The sequence below is a fragment of the Aeromonas sp. 600479 genome, from assembly GCF_049175515.1.
Taxonomy (GTDB): Bacteria; Pseudomonadota; Gammaproteobacteria; order Enterobacterales; family Aeromonadaceae; genus Aeromonas; species Aeromonas veronii_A.
This window is the reverse complement of record NZ_JAAKVF010000012.1, coordinates 127,631-143,115: the sequence shown is the minus strand read 5'-3', so window position 1 is coordinate 143,115 and position 15,485 is coordinate 127,631. Positions and strand designations below refer to the sequence as shown.

The window sequence follows — 15,485 nt, the reverse complement described above, 5'->3', positions numbered from 1 at the left end:
AAAAAATGATTTAGATGGGTCGTTAGCTCAGTCGGTAGAGCAGTTGACTTTTAATCAATTGGTCGCTGGTTCGAATCCAGCACGACCCACCATCATTTCAGAATCCCAGGTCGTTTAGCTCAGCTGGGAGAGCACCTCCCTTACAAGGAGGGGGTCACTGGTTCGATCCCAGTAACGACCACCATATTCGCAAGCGAAGCTGAGATATCTGCTTCAGTTGCAGAGAAAGTCCCCACTCAGATGGGGATTTTTTTTTGCCCGAAATTCAGTACTCCAGCTTCTTTTGTTGCCGTTGTGGCGAGCCGAGCACCACCTCTTATAGTGCCACTCTGCCACTCTGCCACTCTGCCACTCTGCCACTCTGTCATTTCGCACATCCTCTACTCTGCTCTGCCAAGATTGCCAGACTGCACTCCTGTCCATCGTGATGCTGTTCATATGAACGCCTGTTAAAGCAAACGCCAGCAATAAAAAGGGCAGGCCAAGGCCTGCCCGCAAAGATGCGCAAGGTGCTACATGATCCCGCGGATCAGGATCCCGCTGATCAGCAGCGGCGCCACCACGCGCCAGCACCAGAGCAGCGCCAGACGCAGGGTGGGTGACAGGCCCGCAGGCAATATGGCATCACCCAATCGCCAGCCCAGCAACAGGGTCAGTACCAGACCAAACAGCGGCATCATCAGGTTGGAGGTCAGATAGTCGAGCAACTCGAAGATGGTCTTGCCAAACAGGGTCAGATCACTCCAGGGGCCGAACGACAGACTCACCGGAATGCCGGAGGCCATGATGAGCAGGGTCAACACCCGGCAGGCACCACGACGCGACCAGCCCCACTCCTCGGTGGTGAAGCGCACCAGATGCTCCAGCATGGAGATGGAGGAGGAGAGCGCGGCCACCAGCAGCAACAGGAAGAAGACCACACCTAATCCCTGACCGAACGGCAGATGACTGAACACGGCAGGCATGGTCATAAAGGTGAGCCCTGGGCCCGCGGTGGGATCGATGCCGGTGGAGGCCAGCGCCGGGAAGATCATCAAGCCTGCCAGCACCGAGATAAGGCTTGCCAGTGTGACCACCCAGACCCCGGAGCGCAGCACCCCTTCGCTATTGGGCAGGTAGGCGCCATAGGTAGTGTGTACCCCGAGCCCGATGGAGAGGGAGAAGAAGGCCAGCCCCAGCGCGTCCAGCACGCTCTGGCCGGTCAGCATGGAGAAGTCCGGCTGCAGCAGCTGGCGCACACCCGCCATGGAGCCCGGCATGGAGAGACCGACCCCCACCAGCAGCAGCATCATGATGAAGAGCGCGGGCATCATCCAGCGCAGTGCCCGCTCCACCCCTTTCTGAATACCCCCCTGCACGAACCACCAGGTCAGGCCCGCGAAGATCAGATGGGTCAGCACCGGCCACCAGGGGTTGCTGACATAGCCGTTGAACAGGGCGGTGAGGGCGCTCCCCTCGCTCAGGTTGAGCTTGCCAGCCATCGCCAGCGCGGCGTAACCCACGGTCCAGCCACCGACCACGCTGTAGAAGCTGTAGATAAAGAAGCCGCAGGCGATCCCCATATACCCCATCCAGCGCCAGTTCGGCCCCACCAGTTTGCGAAAAGCGCCGAGCACCCCGCGCTGGCTATGGCTGCCGAGCAGGGTTTCGCCGACCTGTACCGCTACTCCCAGGGTGAAGCTGAACAGCAGAAACACCAGCAGGAAGGCGCCACCGCCATTGGTGGCGGTCACATAGGGAAACTTCCAGATGGCACCAAGGCCAATCGCTGTGCCTGCTGCGGCCAGCACATGACCGAGACGGGAAGACCACTGAACCTGGCTCATACAACCTCCGGGTAACACGACATCGAAGCAATACTCCTCTGTAGCAATAAACGACAGACAACAAAAAGGCCGCCCGAGGCGACCTTTGCAATGAACATTCAGAAAAACTGTGCGTGCAAGGTCACCTCTCTTGCGAGCTAAAAAATCGACCAAACAGCACGAGGATGGCAGACATGAGGTGGCAACCTGACCAATGAATGAGGGAACAGCCTAAACCATGGAAAGAATAATTGACACATAAAATCAAAAATTTTTTATGTGTGCCGCTGTCACCACTCTGGCTATACGTACAACTCAATGGGGGAAAACCTCGCCGGGCCGTATCTTTTCTACCTTGTGGCTATTTACTGGGCGATAATCGACGTAGCTTCTTCTGGAACTAGTGACCGCTACATGGCGCTGACGGGAACAACGATGAGACAGGATGTCGTATGAGATGGATGGTGCTGCCCTGGTTACTGATCAGCCTGAGTGTGTCGGCGCAGTCCGGATTAACCCTGCTGAGTCACGACTTACCCCCCTTTACCGAATACCGCGATGGCAAGCTTGATGGCTTCGCCATTCGTTTGATTGATGAGGTGCAGGAGGAGCTTGGCACCCGCTATCCGGTGCGGATTTACCCGCTCAAGCGGGCGCTGGCGCTGGCACGGGTCGAGCCCGGCTATGGACTGTTCGTGGTACAGCGGCTCCCGGAGCGGGAGTCTCATTTCAAATGGGTTGGCCCGCTCTTTATCAATCGGGTCTTTATCTATCAGGCGCCGGATAGTCGCCACCCGCTGACCTCGCTGGCACAGCTGCGGGATCTGCCCAGAGTGGGGGTCGTGCTGGGTAATGCCGATGACGTGCGGCTGACCCATGAGGGCTACACCAATCTGGTGCGCTACAAGACAGTCGGGGAGGCGATAGAGCGGCTGATGCTGGGCAAGATCGATGCCTTGCCGATGGCGGAGCTGGTGATGGAGGCCACCCTCGACAAGATGGGGTTATCCCGGCGCAGCATCGTCAGCAGTGGCGTGCTGCTTCATGAGGCCGGTCTCTACATCGCCTTCTCCAGAGCCACTGACGATGGTGAGATTGCCCGCTGGCAGCAAGCCGTGGACAAGGTGAGAGCCATAGAGGGGCGGGCCGGTGAGCCCACCCATCATCATTGATCCTCAGATAAGACCGCGAACCAGGATCCCGCCGATCAGCAGCGGAGCAATCCAGCGCCAGCAGTTCATCAGCAGATGATGCCAGTGGGCAGAGAGCCCCTGCGGCAGCGCCTTGCGACCCAGTTTCCAGCCCAGCAGCAGCGTCAGCATCAGACCGAACAGCGGCATCATCAGGTTGGAGGTGATGAAGTCGAGCAGCTCGAAGATGGTTTTGCCAAACAGGGTGACATGTTGCAGCGGGCCAAACGACAGGCTGACCGGAATGCCGCACACCATGACGAACAGGGTGATGGCGCTGCAGGCGTTACGACGCGACCAGCCCCAGGTTTCGCACAGGAAGCACTGCAAATGCTCCAGCAGGGAGATGGCCGAGGAGAGCGCCGCAAAGACCAGCAGGGCGAAGAAGATCACCTCAAGCACCTGACCGAAGGGCAGCAGCTGAAATACTGCCGGCATGGTCATAAAGGTGAGACCGGGGCCGGAGGCCGGGTCGATACCGGTCGAGGCCAGCACCGGGAAAATCATCAAGCCCGCCAGTACCGCCACCATACTGGCCAGCAGCACCACCCAGAGGCTTGAGCGACCAACCCCTTCGCTGGTCGGCAGATAGGCGCCGTAGGTGGTGTGAATGCCCAGACCGATGGAGAGGGAGAAGAAGGCCAGCCCCATGGCATCGAGCACGCCGGACATCCCCAGCTTGCTGAAGTCGGGCATCAGGAAGTGACGAACCCCCGCCATCGCATTGGGCAGGGTGATGCCAAAGGCGACCAGCATCAGGATCATCAGGAACAGGGCCGGCATCATCCAGCGCAAGGTGCGCTCCACCCCTTTCTGAATGCCTCCTTGCACCACCATCCAGGTGAGGGCGGCAAACAGCAGATGGGTGAGGATTGGCCAGACGTCGCCGCTGACATAGTCATTGAAGCGGGCGGTGAGGGCTGCCGCATCGCCATGATTGAGCTGACCGGAGATGGCCATGCCGGTATAACCCAGGGTCCAGCCGCCCACCACGCTGTAGAAGCAGTAGATGAGCAGGGTAGAGATCACCCCCATTACCCCAACCCAGCGCCACTGTTTGCCGAGCAGATCGGAGAAGGCTCCGACTACCCCGCGGCGACTCATGCTGCCGAGCAGGGTTTCCCCCATCAGTACCGCAACCCCCAGGGTGAAGCTGAAGAGCAGAAAGACCAGCAGGAAGGCGCCGCCGCCGTTGACGGCGGTGACATAGGGGAATTTCCAGATTGCGCCGATACCGACCGCGGAACCCGCTGCGGCGAGGATGTAGCCGAGTCGGGATGACCATTGGGACTGCTTCATAAGAACTCCAATCGAGCGCCCCTTGGGCAGGGGCAGAATGGCGCTCATGTTACGGAGGTCACGGCGCAATCACTACGACGGTTATCAGGTGTAAATGCGATTTATTGGCATAATTGGCTAATTTAATTCTGTTTTTTGCCCAATCCTGCCACCAAATAAAAACCGGAGCGAGATTGCTCCGGTTTGGTCTCTGACAACAGCTCGTCTGCGGACTAGATCACACCGAGCTCCCGCAGCCGCTCCATCAGGTAGCTGTGGGCAGTATGGCGCTCGGAGAGCACCACATCCGGGCGCGGGTGGAGGAACAGCGGCAGGGAGATGCGTGACTTGCTGGCACTGCCACCGGTCGGGTTGATGACGCGGTGAGTGGTGGAGGGGTAGTAGCCGCGAGAGGCTTCCTGCAGCATATCGCCGATATTGATGATGAGGGTGCCAAAGTCGCACGGCACATCCATCCACTCGCCATCGGAACCCTTCACCTGCAGCCCCGGCTCGTTGGCGGCGGGCAGAATGGTGAGCAGGTTGATATCCTCGTGGGCGGCGGCGCGGATGGCACCCGGCTCCTCGGTGCCATCGAACGGCGGGTAGTGCAGCACCCGCAGCAGGGTCTTCTGGCTCTCTTCGATCATCGAGGAGAGGGGGCAGCTGTAGTGAGCGGCGATATCGGCCGGGGTGTACTGCTCTACCCAGCCCAGCAGCTCGGCGGCCAGACCGTTGGCGAGGCGGTAGTACTCCATCGCCTGCTCCTTCAGCTCTTCCGGCATCTGGCCCCAGGGGTAGATGTGGAAGTACTCCTTGATGTCTTTCTGGCTATGGCCTTTGGCCACCTCGGAGACCGAGGGTGGGAAGTAGCCATCCTGGGTCTCGCGGTTGAACAGGAAATCCTGCTTCTGCTCGCTCATGAAGAAGCGATACCAGTTGTCGTAGATGGACTGCACCAGCTCTTTCGGGATGGGGTGGTTGGTCAGCACGCCAAAGCCGGTGGTTCGCAGGGATTCGGTGAAGCGTTGGGCCGCATTGGGTGAGCGGTAATCGACGGTCAGGACTTTCATTATTTTTGTTGCGCGCCAGTTAAAAGATGGCGCAGTTTACCCTGCAAGCCGTAACAAGGAAAGGGACGCGGCCTCCAGCGGCCGCCCCCTGCCTGATAGTGATAAAAACATCAGATAAAAGAGGCGGATAGTGGCGAGAGTGGCTCCCTTGTCCTGCCTGCCCATCCTCACTAGAATGCCAGCCACTGTCTTTTCCGGAGTCTGTCCATGTCCTCGAAGATCCTGTTGCTCACCCTGCCACTGCTGCTGGCCGGATGCAGCTCCCTGTCGGAAGATGAGTGCCGCACCATGAGCTGGTACAACCTTGGCTATCAGGATGGTGAGCAGGGCAAGACCCGCAATCAGGCGCGGGACTACGTCTCTACCTGCGGCGAGTATGGCCTCAAGGTGGACGAGGCAGAGTGGAAGCGGGGTTACGACAAGGGGCTGGAGCTCTACTGCATTCCCGAGCTGGCTTACAGCAAGGGTAAGGAGGGGCAGGAGTATCTGGGAGTCTGTCCCAACGATGCCAGCTTCCTCAAGCAGTACCAGCGCGGTTATGAAGAGTACAAGCTGGCGACCCGGCTGCGGGAGATCCGCGACGAGCTGGATCGCACCGAGCGGGAGATCGATGAGCTGGAGCGCAGCATCCGCAACGAGACCAACAGCGAGCAGCGCGACTACTACCGCGCCAAGCGTAATCGCGCCATTCGCCACTATGAATCCCTGCGTCGGGAGTATAACCGTCTGCGCTATCCGGATCGGGTGATCCAGTTCTCCTTCGGCGGTTAATTCCTCTCTTCATGGCCAACCCGTGTGCTGGCCATGTTGCATCTTGTCAGCTCAGGGCAGTACCCAGCGCTGCAACGCCAGTGCGATACCATCTTCGTTGTGGTCGGCCGTGACCCGATGGGCATGACTCTGGATCTGCGGGGCCGCATTGCCCATGGCCACCGCCAGCCCCACCTGCTCGAACATGCTGATGTCGTTGTTGTTGTCACCAAACGCCACCACCTGCTTCATCGCAATCCCTTCGCTGGCAGCCCACTGGGCAAGTCGGTGGCCCTTGCTGCAACCGGGCTGTACCAGCTCCACCGCATAGGGGGCCGCCCAGTCACGGGTAAAGGGCATCTGCTCGACCACCTCGCCCATAAAGGTGTGCAGGCGTGCCGGATCCTGATTGAACAGCTCCAGCTTCCAGACCGGGTTGTCGAGCCAGCCTGCCAGCTCCTCGACCGGGTGGAGGGCGATCTTGAGGTGGTCCGGCTGATTGGCCGACCAGTGGCGGATGCGGGTGACATGCTCTTCACAGCCGATGTAGCCAATGCCCTCGCTCAGGTGGAACAGGGCGCCCATCTGCTGAGCTTCGACCGCGGCCAGCAGCTCGGTAAGCGGGGCGGTAGCCAGCGGGTCGCCGCTGAGGATCCCGTTCTGCACCGGATCATAGAGATAGGCGCCGTTGCTGCAGATGAGGGGAGTATCGAGGGCCAGCTCGTGGTGAAAGGGGCGCGCCGTCATATAGTGGCGCCCCGTGACCAGCAGCACCTTGATGCCGTGGGCGCGGGCCTGCGCCAGTGCTGCCCGAGTGGCCGACGAGATCTTGTGATCACGGGTCAGCAGGGTGCCATCCATATCGAGCGCGATGGCCTTGTACTCACTCATAGCTCCTCCGGAGATGCGAACGGTGGGTGGTGGCTGCAGCCATCCATATCACTCCACCGTCATGGGATGAGCAATAAACTCCCAAAACCATCAATGCCATGCAAGGGTTCCGTGCCGTCGAGCGGCAAGGTTGTGATCGGGAGCGGGGTTATGGGATAACCAGCTAGCACTAAAAACAACAAAGCAGGCGCCGGGATGCCTGCTTTGTTGCCTTCGGGGAGGGGGTTCTCTCGTTCCAGCCCGTCGTTTCCCGATAAGGTAAGACGGCTGATGGGGCTCTTGACCCGGTAAGGTCCTTCACCGCAGAGACCCGGTCAGGTATCTGCTTTGCCACCGGAAGATGTAACCATAGTATCCCTCCCGTGCTGGTGAGTGGTTGCAAAGTAACCACTTATTTCGGTTGTTTTTGCAATAGTTCACCCTTAATCTAGAAAAAGTAGATTAGTCATTGCAACGAGGAAGGGTAAATGCTGAAACTTGATCGCATAGACAGACATATTCTCGAGCTGATGCAGGAGAATGGCCGCATCAGTAATCTGGAGCTGGCCGAGCTGGTGGGGCTCTCGCCGTCCCCCTGCTCCCGCCGGGTCAAGGCGCTGGAGGATGCCGGTCTCATCGACACCCACGTTACTCTGCTCAACGCCCGCCAGCTTGGCCTCACCCTCACCGCCTACATTCACATTTCCATGGACAGACACACGCCGGAGCGGTTCGAAAACTTCGATCGCGCCATCAGCGAGTTGCCCGAAGTGCTGGAGTGTGACCTCATCACCGGCAATGATGCCGACTACCAGCTCAAGGTGGTGGTGCGCGACATGGAGCACTATCAGCACTTCTTGCTGGACAAGCTGACCCATATTCCGGGGGTGACCGGAGTGCGCTCCAGCTTCGTGCTGCGCCGCATCAAGCACAAGACGGCGCTGCCGCTCAACCATCTGGGGTGAGCCCGCACAAACCGCTCATATAAACAGAAAGAGGAGGCCAGTGGCCTCCTCTTTCTGTTATGCGGTATTGGTTATTTGGTTCTGGATTAGCTGTCGCGGTGACGGGGAATGGCTACTGCTGTGGTCAGACGCTGACCTGGCTGATGTCTTCCACCTGCAGCAGCCAGCCGCTCTGCTCCTGCTGCGGTTCGCCGCTGACTCGCAGCCGCTCGCCGGTCGGCACCCACTGCCCCTCGGGCAGGGAGACCAGCAGGCTTTCGCTGCCGTTGTCGAACAACCAGCGATCTTCGCCAAGCGATTCAATCAGATAACCTTCCATCTCCACTCTGGACTCGGCTTGCCAGGATGGCGCAACGGAATCACGGCTCTCGATGAAATCCCCCTGAACACCAAAACTGGCTAGCCCCCACAGAATGGAGAGCCCGACGATGGATGTTTGCATCTTGTCTCTCCTCTTTTGGAACTGTAGGGCCAGTATGGGAACAGAAAACTGAGCGCACCATGAACAAGGTGGCAAAGTGCTGGCGAGATCGCGAAAAAATCCGGCCAATTGGCCGGCAGTGTCATTTTATGGTGCCTGGATCACACTATTTGGCGGCTTCTTCTGCCATCCGTTCAGCTCTTGGCTTATTCGTCCACATGGCTACCCCGCGATGATCCCCACAGATCCCCTCTGCCACCACGGCGCGAACCCGGGTGCCATCTTTGCAAATGGCCTGCCAGGCGTCGGCATCATCGATGGCGAGCGAGTTGGGGGGCGGCGTGGTTTGGCAAGCCGTGAGCAGCAGGGCGCACAGGGGGAGCAATTTTTTCATGGCGGACTCCTCGAGGTAATGGGGGACTGAGAGGATTGGGATGACCTCTCCACTCCCCAGCATCAGTGATAACCGGTTAAGGGGCAAGGGGAGGGGCCACCGACAGGCGCAGGTGCCGTGCAGCCGGGGCTTGCCCTGTGCCCTCCTTGGGCCTAAGGTGGGGCCGTTTTACTGCCTGATTGAAGGAGCGTTTTCATGTCCACTCTCTATCCCCGCGTCGGGGTCGGCGTCATTCTGACTAACGCCCAAGGCCAGGTGCTGCTTGGCAAGCGCAAAGGGAGCCATGCCCCCTACTGGTCGATCCCGGGTGGTCATCTGGAGTTGGGGGAGAGCTTCGAGTCGGCGGCGATCCGCGAGGTGGCCGAGGAGACCGGACTTGAGATCCACGGGCCCGAGGTGGTGGCGGTGACCAACAATCTGGAGACCTGGCGCGAGAGCGGGCTGCACTATATCTCGGTGACGCTGCACGCTAAGGCCGATGGCGAGCCGCAGCTGCTGGAGCCGGAGAAGTGCGAAGGCTGGGTCTGGTGCGATCCGCGCGAGTTGCCCGAGCCCCATTTCGACGCCAGCCGTCAGTCCATCGCCTGCTGGCTGGCGGGACGCTGCTACTTGCCGAGTGATGTGCCAATAGTGTCGGCCGAATCAGTCTGATTGTCATAAAACGATCATCGCGCTGTCATAATATCCCCTCTCCATCGGGAGAAGAGGGATGAGGGAGAAGAGCGTGGGACAGGTATTTATTCAGTTTTTATGGCTGGGATGCATCAGCTTTGGTGGTCCGGCCGCTCATATTGGCTATTTCCAGCGCACCTTCGTCCAGCGGCTTGGCTGGCTGACACAGGCCGAATTTGCCCGCTTGCTGGCGCTGTGCCAACTGCTGCCGGGGCCCGCCTCCAGCCAGCTTGGTTTCGCCATCGGTCGTCATCGCGCCGGTCTGGGCGGGGCGCTCTCTGCTTTTCTTGGCTTCACACTTCCCTCATTTTTTCTGCTACTGGCGGCCGCGATCGGCATCGGCCAGCTGGGCAGCAATCTGTGGCTTGATGCGGCGCTGCACGGCCTCAAGCTGCTGGCGCTCATCGTGGTGGCCGATGCGGTGCTCACCATGAGTCGTCAGTTCTGTGCCACGGTAATGACCCAAGGGATTATGGTGGTGACCGCTGCTGCACTCTGGTGGCAGCCCGGTCTGCTGACTCAACTGTTGATGCTGGCGGGAGCTGCATTGATCTGCGCCCGCAGCCAGCGCGGGGCGGGGAGTCGCCCAGCCTCCGCCGAGCTGCCTTCTGCCGCCAGCAGTCAGCCTCATTGGCCGACCCTGCTGCTGTTTGGCATCCTTTTTATCGGCCTGCCGCTGCTCGGCAGCCCGCTTGGCCAGCTGGTTGCCGACTTCTATCGCGCCGGTAGTCTGGTGTTTGGCGGTGGCCATGTGGTGTTGCCGCTGCTGCAAGAGAGCGTGGGCCACACTCTCAACGAGCAGCAGTTTCTGACCGGTTACAGCCTGGCCCAGTTGGTGCCGGGCCCCATGTTTATCCTTGCCACCTATCTTGGCGCCCAGCTGCAGCCCGAGATGCCGATGATCGGGGCCCTGTTGGCGACCCTGGCGCTCTTTGCACCCGGCTTTCTGCTGCTCTGGGCGGTGGGCCCCTGCTGGCAACAGTGGCTGGCCCGACCCCGTCTGGCGGGGGCCGTCACCGGCATCAACGCCGCCGTGGTGGGCTTGTTGCTGGCGGCGCTCTATCAGCCGGTGTGGCAGAGTGCGGTGCTGGCGCCGACCGATCTGGCGCTGGCGGCCATCGGCTTTTATCTGCTGCGGGCGTTGAAGTTGCCGGTGCTGGCCATCGCGGCCCTGTTGGTGATGGCCACCATCCTGCTGGCGTGAAGCCGGTGAAATCCCGATAAAAAACGGCGCCTCCGTGATGGAGGCGCCGTTTTTATTGCAATGGGTCAGCCGCTTAAGCGTCGGGATCGAAATCCAGACTCAGGCTGTTGACGCAGTAGCGCTGGCCTGTCTCGGTCGGTCCATCGGGGAAGACGTGACCGAGGTGAGAGCCGCACTGGCGGCAGGTGATCTCCACCCGCTTCATGCCGTGGCTGTTGTCTTCGGTGTACTCAACCGTCCCCTCGATGGCCTTGTCGAACGAGGGCCAACCGCAGCCGGAATCAAACTTGGCTCCTGAGTGAAACAGCACGCTCTTGCAGCAGACACAGAGGTAGTCGCCGCTCTTGCGATTGTGGAGCAGGGCGCCGCTGTAGGGGCGTTCGGTGCCCTTCTCCCAGCAGACGTGAAACTGCTCGGCGGTCAGTTTGCTGCGCCACTGTTCCGGATTGTTACTGCTCATACCGACTCCTTGCCATCCATACCCGAGCCCAGCATAGCGGCTCCGTAAAGCCGACTCCAGCATGCCTCTTATGCTTTGCCTGTATCTGTGATCGAGGTGGCAACCATCTCCTCACCGGATGCAGGGAGAATATCCTGCTGCGGTGGCTGGGCATCCTCCGCCGTGCTGGCCAGCGCCACCCGCTCCAGCAGTTTGAGGGAGTGGGCCCGGCCGACCGCTACCTGCCGTTTGATGTCATCGGGCAGGAAGGGCAGCCCATCGTTGGTGGCGGTGTCGATGGTCTGGATCCACTCCAGCCCTTCCCCCGGCGGCGGCAGGCGGAACTGGATATCGTAGTCGCTGGCGTTGAACAGCACGTACCAGCGCTCGCCGACACAGTTGATCATGCCGATATCCATGGCGAACGCCTGCCCCATGGGGGCGTGCCAATCCTGATCGGTGAGCTGGTGGCCGTCCGGGTGATACCAGTTGACCTGATGGCAGTTGGACGGGGTGCCATTCCAGCTGTCGTCGCTCAGCTGCAGGTTGGAGAAGACGCAGGACTCCGCCCGCAGCGCCATCATCTGCTGGGTGAAGGCGAACAGCCGCTCATCCTCCGGTCGCCACTGCCAGTTGACCCAGCTGATCTGGTTGTCCTGACAGTAGGCGTTGTTGTTGCCAAGTTGGCTGCGGCCCATCTCGTCCCCGGCGAGGAAGTGGGGAGTCCCTTGGGAGAGCAGCAGGGTGGCAATCAGATTGCGCTTCTGCTGCTGGCGCAGGCTGTTGACCCGCGGATCCAGAGTCGGCCCCTCTACCCCGTGGTTATAGGAGAGGTTGTTGCCGTGGCCGTCCCGATTGTCTTCACCGTTGGCCTGATTGTGGCGCTGGTTGTAGGAGACCAGATCCTCCAGGGTGAAACCGTCGTGATAGCAGAGGTAGTTGACGCTGCTGTGAGGCGAGCGCCAGTTCTTCGGGAAGATATCTCGCGAGCCGACCAGACGGGTGGCAAAGTCCCCCATCTTGCCCGCATCACCGCGCCAGAAGGCGCGCACAGTATCGCGGTAGCGGTCATTGATCTCCTGCCACTGGCTCGGGAATTGACCCAGCCGGTAGCCGAAGGGGCCGATATCCCAGGGTTCGGCGATGAGCTTGACCTGTGACAGCACAGGGTCGGCCATCACCGCCTTGAAGAAGGCTCCCATGGGCTCGAACTCTCCCGCTTCCCGCGCCAGCGTCACCGCCAGATCGAAACGGAAGCCGTCCACCTGCATCTCGGTGACCCAGTAGCGCAGGGCATCGAGCACCAGTCGCAGGGTGTTGGGGTGATCCAGATTGACGCTGTTGCCACAGCCGGTCACGTTGGCGTGACGGGTGTAGTCCGGGCCGTGGGGGCCTGCTTCGAAGGCGTAGTAACCGGCGTTGTCAAAGCCCTTGAACGAGAGGGTAGGGCCGTCGAAGCCAGAGGCGGCAGTGTGGTTGTAGACCACATCCAGGATCACCTCGAGCCCGGCCCGGTGCAGCTCGCGCACCATGGTCTTGAACTCGGTCACTGCCTCGTCTGCTCGGGTGCTGTAACGCGGCTCAGGGGCGAAGAAGGCGATGGGGTTGTAGCCCCAGTAGTTGGTCAGTCCCAGCTGCTCCAGTCGCGGTTCCGACATGAAGGCGGCCACCGGCATCAGCTGCACCGAGGTGATGCCGAGGTTCTTCATATGCTCGATAACCAGCGGGTGACTGATGCCAAGGTAGGTGCCCTGCAGCGCTTTTGGGATCCCCGGGTGCTGCTTGGTAAAGCCCTTGACGTGGGTCTCGTAGATAATGGTGCGGGCCGGGCTGATCCCGGGTTTGCCAACCCCTTGCCAGTCAAAACTGTCATCCACCACCACCGACTTGGCAATCATCCTGGCACTGTCCCCCTGATAGAGGGCTTCATCCCAGTAGGTGGGACGGCTGAGCGCCTTGGCGTAGGGGTCGATCAGCAGTTTTTGCGGATCGAACAGCATCCCCTCCTGCGGGGTACCATAGACCCGGTAGCCGTAGCGCTGACCGGCCTTTACGCCGCGTACGTAGCCAAAGCGATACTGGCCACGGCGGCCCGGCAACTCCAGCCGCATCAGCTCCTGCTCCTGCTCGTCGTACAGGCAGATCTCCACCTTGTCCGACTGGGGGGCCCAGACGCAGAAGTGGCAACCGTTCTCGTCAAGGCGGGCCCCCAGCGGGTGGCCCGCCCCTTTTTCCATTACAAGCATCAAGACTCCTGTTTGATAAACAAGGTCGCCAGCGGCGGCAGATCCAGCACTATGCTGTGTGCCATCCCCTGCCAGGGGGTCGGTTCGGCAGCGAACACCAGACCTACATCATAGTTACTACCCCAGTAATACTCGCTGTCGGTGTTGAGCACCACCCGATAGTGGCCCGCCGCAGGGACGCCGATCCGATATTCGATACGGGGCACCGGGGTGAAGTTGCAAGCAACCACAATAGTCTGTTTGCCCTCTTTGTCCGCCCGCAGCCAGGCAAAGATGCTGTTGTCGGCATCGTTGTGATCCAGCCAGCGGAAGCCGGTCTGCTCATAATCGGCCTGATACAAGGCAGGCTCATGACGGTAGAGGTGGTTGAGATCGTGGATCAGCCGCTGCTGACCGGCATGCTTGGGATATTGCAGCAGATGCCACGGCAGCTGGGCATCGTGGTTCCACTCGTTGCTTTGGGCGATCTCGGTGCCCATGAAGTTGAGCTTCTTGCCCGGGTGGGCGTACATGAAGCCCATGTAGGCCCGCAGGTTGGCGGCTTGCTGCCACTCGTCGCCCGGCATCTTGTAGAGCATGGAGTGCTTGCCGTGCACCACCTCGTCGTGGGAGAGCGACAGGATGAAGTTCTCGTCATAGTGGTAAACCATGGAGAAGGTCATGTCGTTGTGGTGGTAGCGACGGTGGATCGGCTCTTTCTGCATATAGGTGAGGGTGTCGTGCATCCAGCCCATGTTCCACTTGAAACCAAAACCCAGGCCGCCGAGGAAGGTGGGGCGGGAGACCCCGGCAAAGGCGGTGGACTCTTCGGCTATGGTCATGGCGTGGGGATACTTGCCATAGACCTCCTCGTTGGTCCACTTGAGCAGGCTGATCGCCTCGTAGTTGTGGTTGCCGCCATCGACGTTCGGTACCCACTCACCGGCGTTGCGGGAGTAGTCCAGATAGAGCATGGAGGCGACCGCATCCACCCGCAGTCCGTCGATGTGGAACTTGTCGAGCCAGAACAGGGCGCTCGCTACCAGGAACTGGCGCACTGTGTCGCGGCCAAAGTCATAGATGTAGGAGTTCCAGTCCGGGTGCCAGCCACGGCGCGGATCTTCATATTCGTAGAGCGGGGTGCCATCGAAACGGGCCAGGCCGTGGGCATCGGACGGGAAGTGGGCGGGCACCCAGTCCAGAATGATGCCGATGCCGGCCTGGTGGCACTGGTCGACGAAGTATTTGAAATCATCAGCGGTGCCGTAGCGGCTGGTGGGGGAGAACATGCCCACCGGCTGGTAGCCCCAGGAGCCGCTGAAGGGGTGCTCGGAGACCGGCAGCAGCTCGATGTGGGTGTACTCCATCTCCTTGACGTAGGCGACCAGCTCCACCGCCAGCTCGCGCCAGCTCAGGCTGTCGCCGTTGGGGTGGCGTTTCCAGGAGCCGACATGCAGCTCATAGATGGAGAGCGGCTGCTCGCGTTTGTCGTTGTGCTGGCTGGCAATCCACTCGGCATCATGCCACTGGTACTGGGCGTGGTCATAGACCACGGAAGCGAACGACGGATACTGCTCGCAGTAAAAGCCGACCGGATCGCTCTTGTGCGGCAACCGGTTGCCCATGGGATCCTTGAGCTCGAACTTGTAGCGATCCCCGGCCTTGAGGCCCGGCACAAACAGCACCCAGTGACCGCAGAGGCTGCGCTGCATCGGATGGCGGCGGCCATCCCAGAAGTTGAAATCGCCGATGAGGCTCACAGCGGTGGCGCTCGGTGCATAGACCGCAAAACGCACCCCTTCCACCTGTTGGCCAAGATGTTCCACGGTGCGCAGCTGGGCGCCAAGGGTGTGGTAGAGGTTTTCCGGCTGGGCGGTCAGTTCGGCCAGGCCTGCCCAGGCGGCATCCTGAAACTGATAGGGGTCGATGACCTCGGTGGTGGCATCTTGGTAGCTGGCGAGCAGCTGATAGGGGAAGGAGTTTTTGCGGCGGGTGAAAACAGTTTCAAAAAGACCCGATTCATCGGTGGGCGCCAGGGTGGCAACGACTTTGCCCGACTTGAGATCCTTGACGCGGACTTCGAGGGCATCAGGCAACCAGGCGGTCAGTTTGAGGCCGGGCCCATCCGGATTGGCCTGCAGGCCTAAGTGAGAGAAGGGATCGGAACAGCGGGCAGCAACCAAACGTTCAACGAGCATC

General features: G+C 60.5%; 14 protein-coding genes and 2 tRNA genes. 7 read left to right on the top strand and 9 right to left on the bottom strand.

What is annotated here, in order from left to right; all coding sequences use genetic code 11:
* Window positions 1-16 precede the first annotated feature (16 nt).
* Together G5149_RS13985 and G5149_RS13980 are read left to right on the top strand one after the other, a co-directional pair.
* Window positions 17-92, top strand: a tRNA-Lys gene (locus tag G5149_RS13985).
* Between the two features lie 16 nt (window positions 93-108).
* Window positions 109-184 (top strand) — tRNA-Val (locus G5149_RS13980).
* Window positions 185-512: 328 nt separating this feature from the next.
* Here the strand turns inward: G5149_RS13980 and G5149_RS13975 are convergent.
* Complete coding sequence (locus tag G5149_RS13975; protein ID WP_421212678.1) at window positions 513-1,826, bottom strand: sodium-dependent transporter; 1,314 nt, start codon at window positions 1,824-1,826, stop codon at window positions 513-515.
* Window positions 1,827-2,257: 431 nt separating this feature from the next.
* On the opposite strand from G5149_RS13975, the gene G5149_RS13970 reads away from it, so the two are divergent.
* Window positions 2,258-2,977, top strand: a complete 720-nt coding sequence (locus tag G5149_RS13970) for a transporter substrate-binding domain-containing protein (protein ID WP_337073464.1) — start codon at window positions 2,258-2,260, stop codon at window positions 2,975-2,977.
* Between the two features lie 3 nt (window positions 2,978-2,980).
* Here the strand turns inward: G5149_RS13970 and G5149_RS13965 are convergent, their stop codons facing one another.
* Window positions 2,981-4,294 (bottom strand): sodium-dependent transporter, encoded by a 1,314-nt coding sequence (locus G5149_RS13965; RefSeq protein ID WP_337073465.1) that lies wholly within the window; start codon window positions 4,292-4,294, stop codon window positions 2,981-2,983.
* Window positions 4,295-4,506: 212 nt separating this feature from the next.
* Window positions 4,507-5,346: an isopenicillin N synthase family dioxygenase gene (locus G5149_RS13960; RefSeq protein WP_337073466.1), complete on the bottom strand. Its 840-nt coding sequence runs from the start codon at window positions 5,344-5,346 to the stop codon at window positions 4,507-4,509.
* 207 nt (window positions 5,347-5,553) lie between these two features.
* Here G5149_RS13960 and G5149_RS13955 point away from each other — a divergent pair, with 207 nt between their 5' ends.
* The gene (locus tag G5149_RS13955; protein ID WP_043821759.1) at window positions 5,554-6,117 is read left to right on the top strand and encodes a DUF2799 domain-containing protein; all 564 of its coding nucleotides are present in this window, start codon (window positions 5,554-5,556) and stop codon (window positions 6,115-6,117) included.
* 51 nt (window positions 6,118-6,168) lie between these two features.
* Here the strand turns inward: G5149_RS13955 and G5149_RS13950 are convergent, their stop codons facing one another.
* On the bottom strand, window positions 6,169-6,987 hold the full coding sequence (locus G5149_RS13950; protein WP_337073467.1) for a Cof-type HAD-IIB family hydrolase: 819 nt from the start codon (window positions 6,985-6,987) through the stop codon (window positions 6,169-6,171).
* A 467-nt stretch (window positions 6,988-7,454) separates the two neighbouring features.
* Here G5149_RS13950 and G5149_RS13945 point away from each other — a divergent pair, with 467 nt between their 5' ends.
* A complete protein-coding gene (locus G5149_RS13945) occupies window positions 7,455-7,931 on the top strand; it encodes an Lrp/AsnC family transcriptional regulator (RefSeq protein WP_005304871.1) in 477 nt (158 codons plus the stop codon).
* Window positions 7,932-8,055: 124 nt separating this feature from the next.
* Here G5149_RS13945 and G5149_RS13940 read toward each other — a convergent pair whose 3' ends face one another.
* Both G5149_RS13940 and G5149_RS13935 read right to left on the bottom strand, forming a co-directional pair.
* Window positions 8,056-8,373: a hypothetical protein gene (locus tag G5149_RS13940; protein ID WP_005343224.1), complete on the bottom strand. Its 318-nt coding sequence runs from the start codon at window positions 8,371-8,373 to the stop codon at window positions 8,056-8,058.
* A gap of 145 nt (window positions 8,374-8,518) precedes the next feature.
* Entirely contained in the window at window positions 8,519-8,746 is a 228-nt protein-coding gene (locus G5149_RS13935) for a hypothetical protein (protein ID WP_005335715.1), read from the bottom strand.
* Between the two features lie 195 nt (window positions 8,747-8,941).
* On the opposite strand from G5149_RS13935, the gene G5149_RS13930 reads away from it, so the two are divergent.
* Both G5149_RS13930 and chrA read left to right on the top strand, forming a co-directional pair.
* Window positions 8,942-9,397 (top strand): nucleotide triphosphate diphosphatase NUDT15, encoded by a 456-nt coding sequence (locus G5149_RS13930; protein WP_279499404.1) that lies wholly within the window; start codon window positions 8,942-8,944, stop codon window positions 9,395-9,397.
* Window positions 9,398-9,470: 73 nt separating this feature from the next.
* Window positions 9,471-10,622, top strand: coding sequence for a chromate efflux transporter (gene chrA, locus G5149_RS13925; protein WP_421212685.1), 1,152 nt, complete (start codon window positions 9,471-9,473; stop codon window positions 10,620-10,622).
* Between the two features lie 73 nt (window positions 10,623-10,695).
* Here the strand turns inward: chrA and msrB are convergent, their stop codons facing one another.
* From msrB to glgB, 3 genes are all read right to left on the bottom strand, one after another.
* Window positions 10,696-11,082 (bottom strand): peptide-methionine (R)-S-oxide reductase MsrB, encoded by a 387-nt coding sequence (gene msrB / locus G5149_RS13920; protein WP_040068248.1) that lies wholly within the window; start codon window positions 11,080-11,082, stop codon window positions 10,696-10,698.
* Window positions 11,083-11,150: 68 nt separating this feature from the next.
* Window positions 11,151-13,307, bottom strand: coding sequence for a glycogen debranching protein GlgX (glgX, locus tag G5149_RS13915; protein WP_337073469.1), 2,157 nt, complete (start codon window positions 13,305-13,307; stop codon window positions 11,151-11,153).
* A complete protein-coding gene (gene glgB, locus G5149_RS13910) occupies window positions 13,307-15,484 on the bottom strand; it encodes a 1,4-alpha-glucan branching protein GlgB (RefSeq protein WP_421212674.1) in 2,178 nt (725 codons plus the stop codon). Before glgB ends, glgX begins: the two co-directional genes overlap by 1 nt.
* Between the last annotated feature and the right edge of the window lies 1 nt (window position 15,485).

Excerpts from the sequence above, each read along its gene's own strand:
- msrB (WP_040068248.1), bottom strand. The coding sequence starts at position 11,082 with ATGAGCAGTAACAATCCGGAACAGTGGCGCAGCAAACTGACCGCCGAG.
- G5149_RS13970 (WP_337073464.1), top strand. The coding sequence starts at position 2,258 with ATGAGATGGATGGTGCTGCCCTGGTTACTGATCAGCCTGAGTGTGTCG.
- G5149_RS13975 (WP_421212678.1), bottom strand. The coding sequence starts at position 1,826 with ATGAGCCAGGTTCAGTGGTCTTCCCGTCTCGGTCATGTGCTGGCCGCA.
- G5149_RS13945 (WP_005304871.1), top strand. The coding sequence starts at position 7,455 with ATGCTGAAACTTGATCGCATAGACAGACATATTCTCGAGCTGATGCAG.
- G5149_RS13930 (WP_279499404.1), top strand. The coding sequence starts at position 8,942 with ATGTCCACTCTCTATCCCCGCGTCGGGGTCGGCGTCATTCTGACTAAC.
- G5149_RS13960 (WP_337073466.1), bottom strand. The coding sequence starts at position 5,346 with ATGAAAGTCCTGACCGTCGATTACCGCTCACCCAATGCGGCCCAACGC.
- glgB (WP_421212674.1), bottom strand. The coding sequence starts at position 15,484 with ATGCTCGTTGAACGTTTGGTTGCTGCCCGCTGTTCCGATCCCTTCTCT.
- G5149_RS13950 (WP_337073467.1), bottom strand. The coding sequence starts at position 6,987 with ATGAGTGAGTACAAGGCCATCGCGCTCGATATGGATGGCACCCTGCTG.
- G5149_RS13955 (WP_043821759.1), top strand. The coding sequence starts at position 5,554 with ATGTCCTCGAAGATCCTGTTGCTCACCCTGCCACTGCTGCTGGCCGGA.
- glgX (WP_337073469.1), bottom strand. The coding sequence starts at position 13,307 with ATGCTTGTAATGGAAAAAGGGGCGGGCCACCCGCTGGGGGCCCGCCTT.
- G5149_RS13935 (WP_005335715.1), bottom strand. The coding sequence starts at position 8,746 with ATGAAAAAATTGCTCCCCCTGTGCGCCCTGCTGCTCACGGCTTGCCAA.
- G5149_RS13965 (WP_337073465.1), bottom strand. The coding sequence starts at position 4,294 with ATGAAGCAGTCCCAATGGTCATCCCGACTCGGCTACATCCTCGCCGCA.
- G5149_RS13940 (WP_005343224.1), bottom strand. The coding sequence starts at position 8,373 with ATGCAAACATCCATCGTCGGGCTCTCCATTCTGTGGGGGCTAGCCAGT.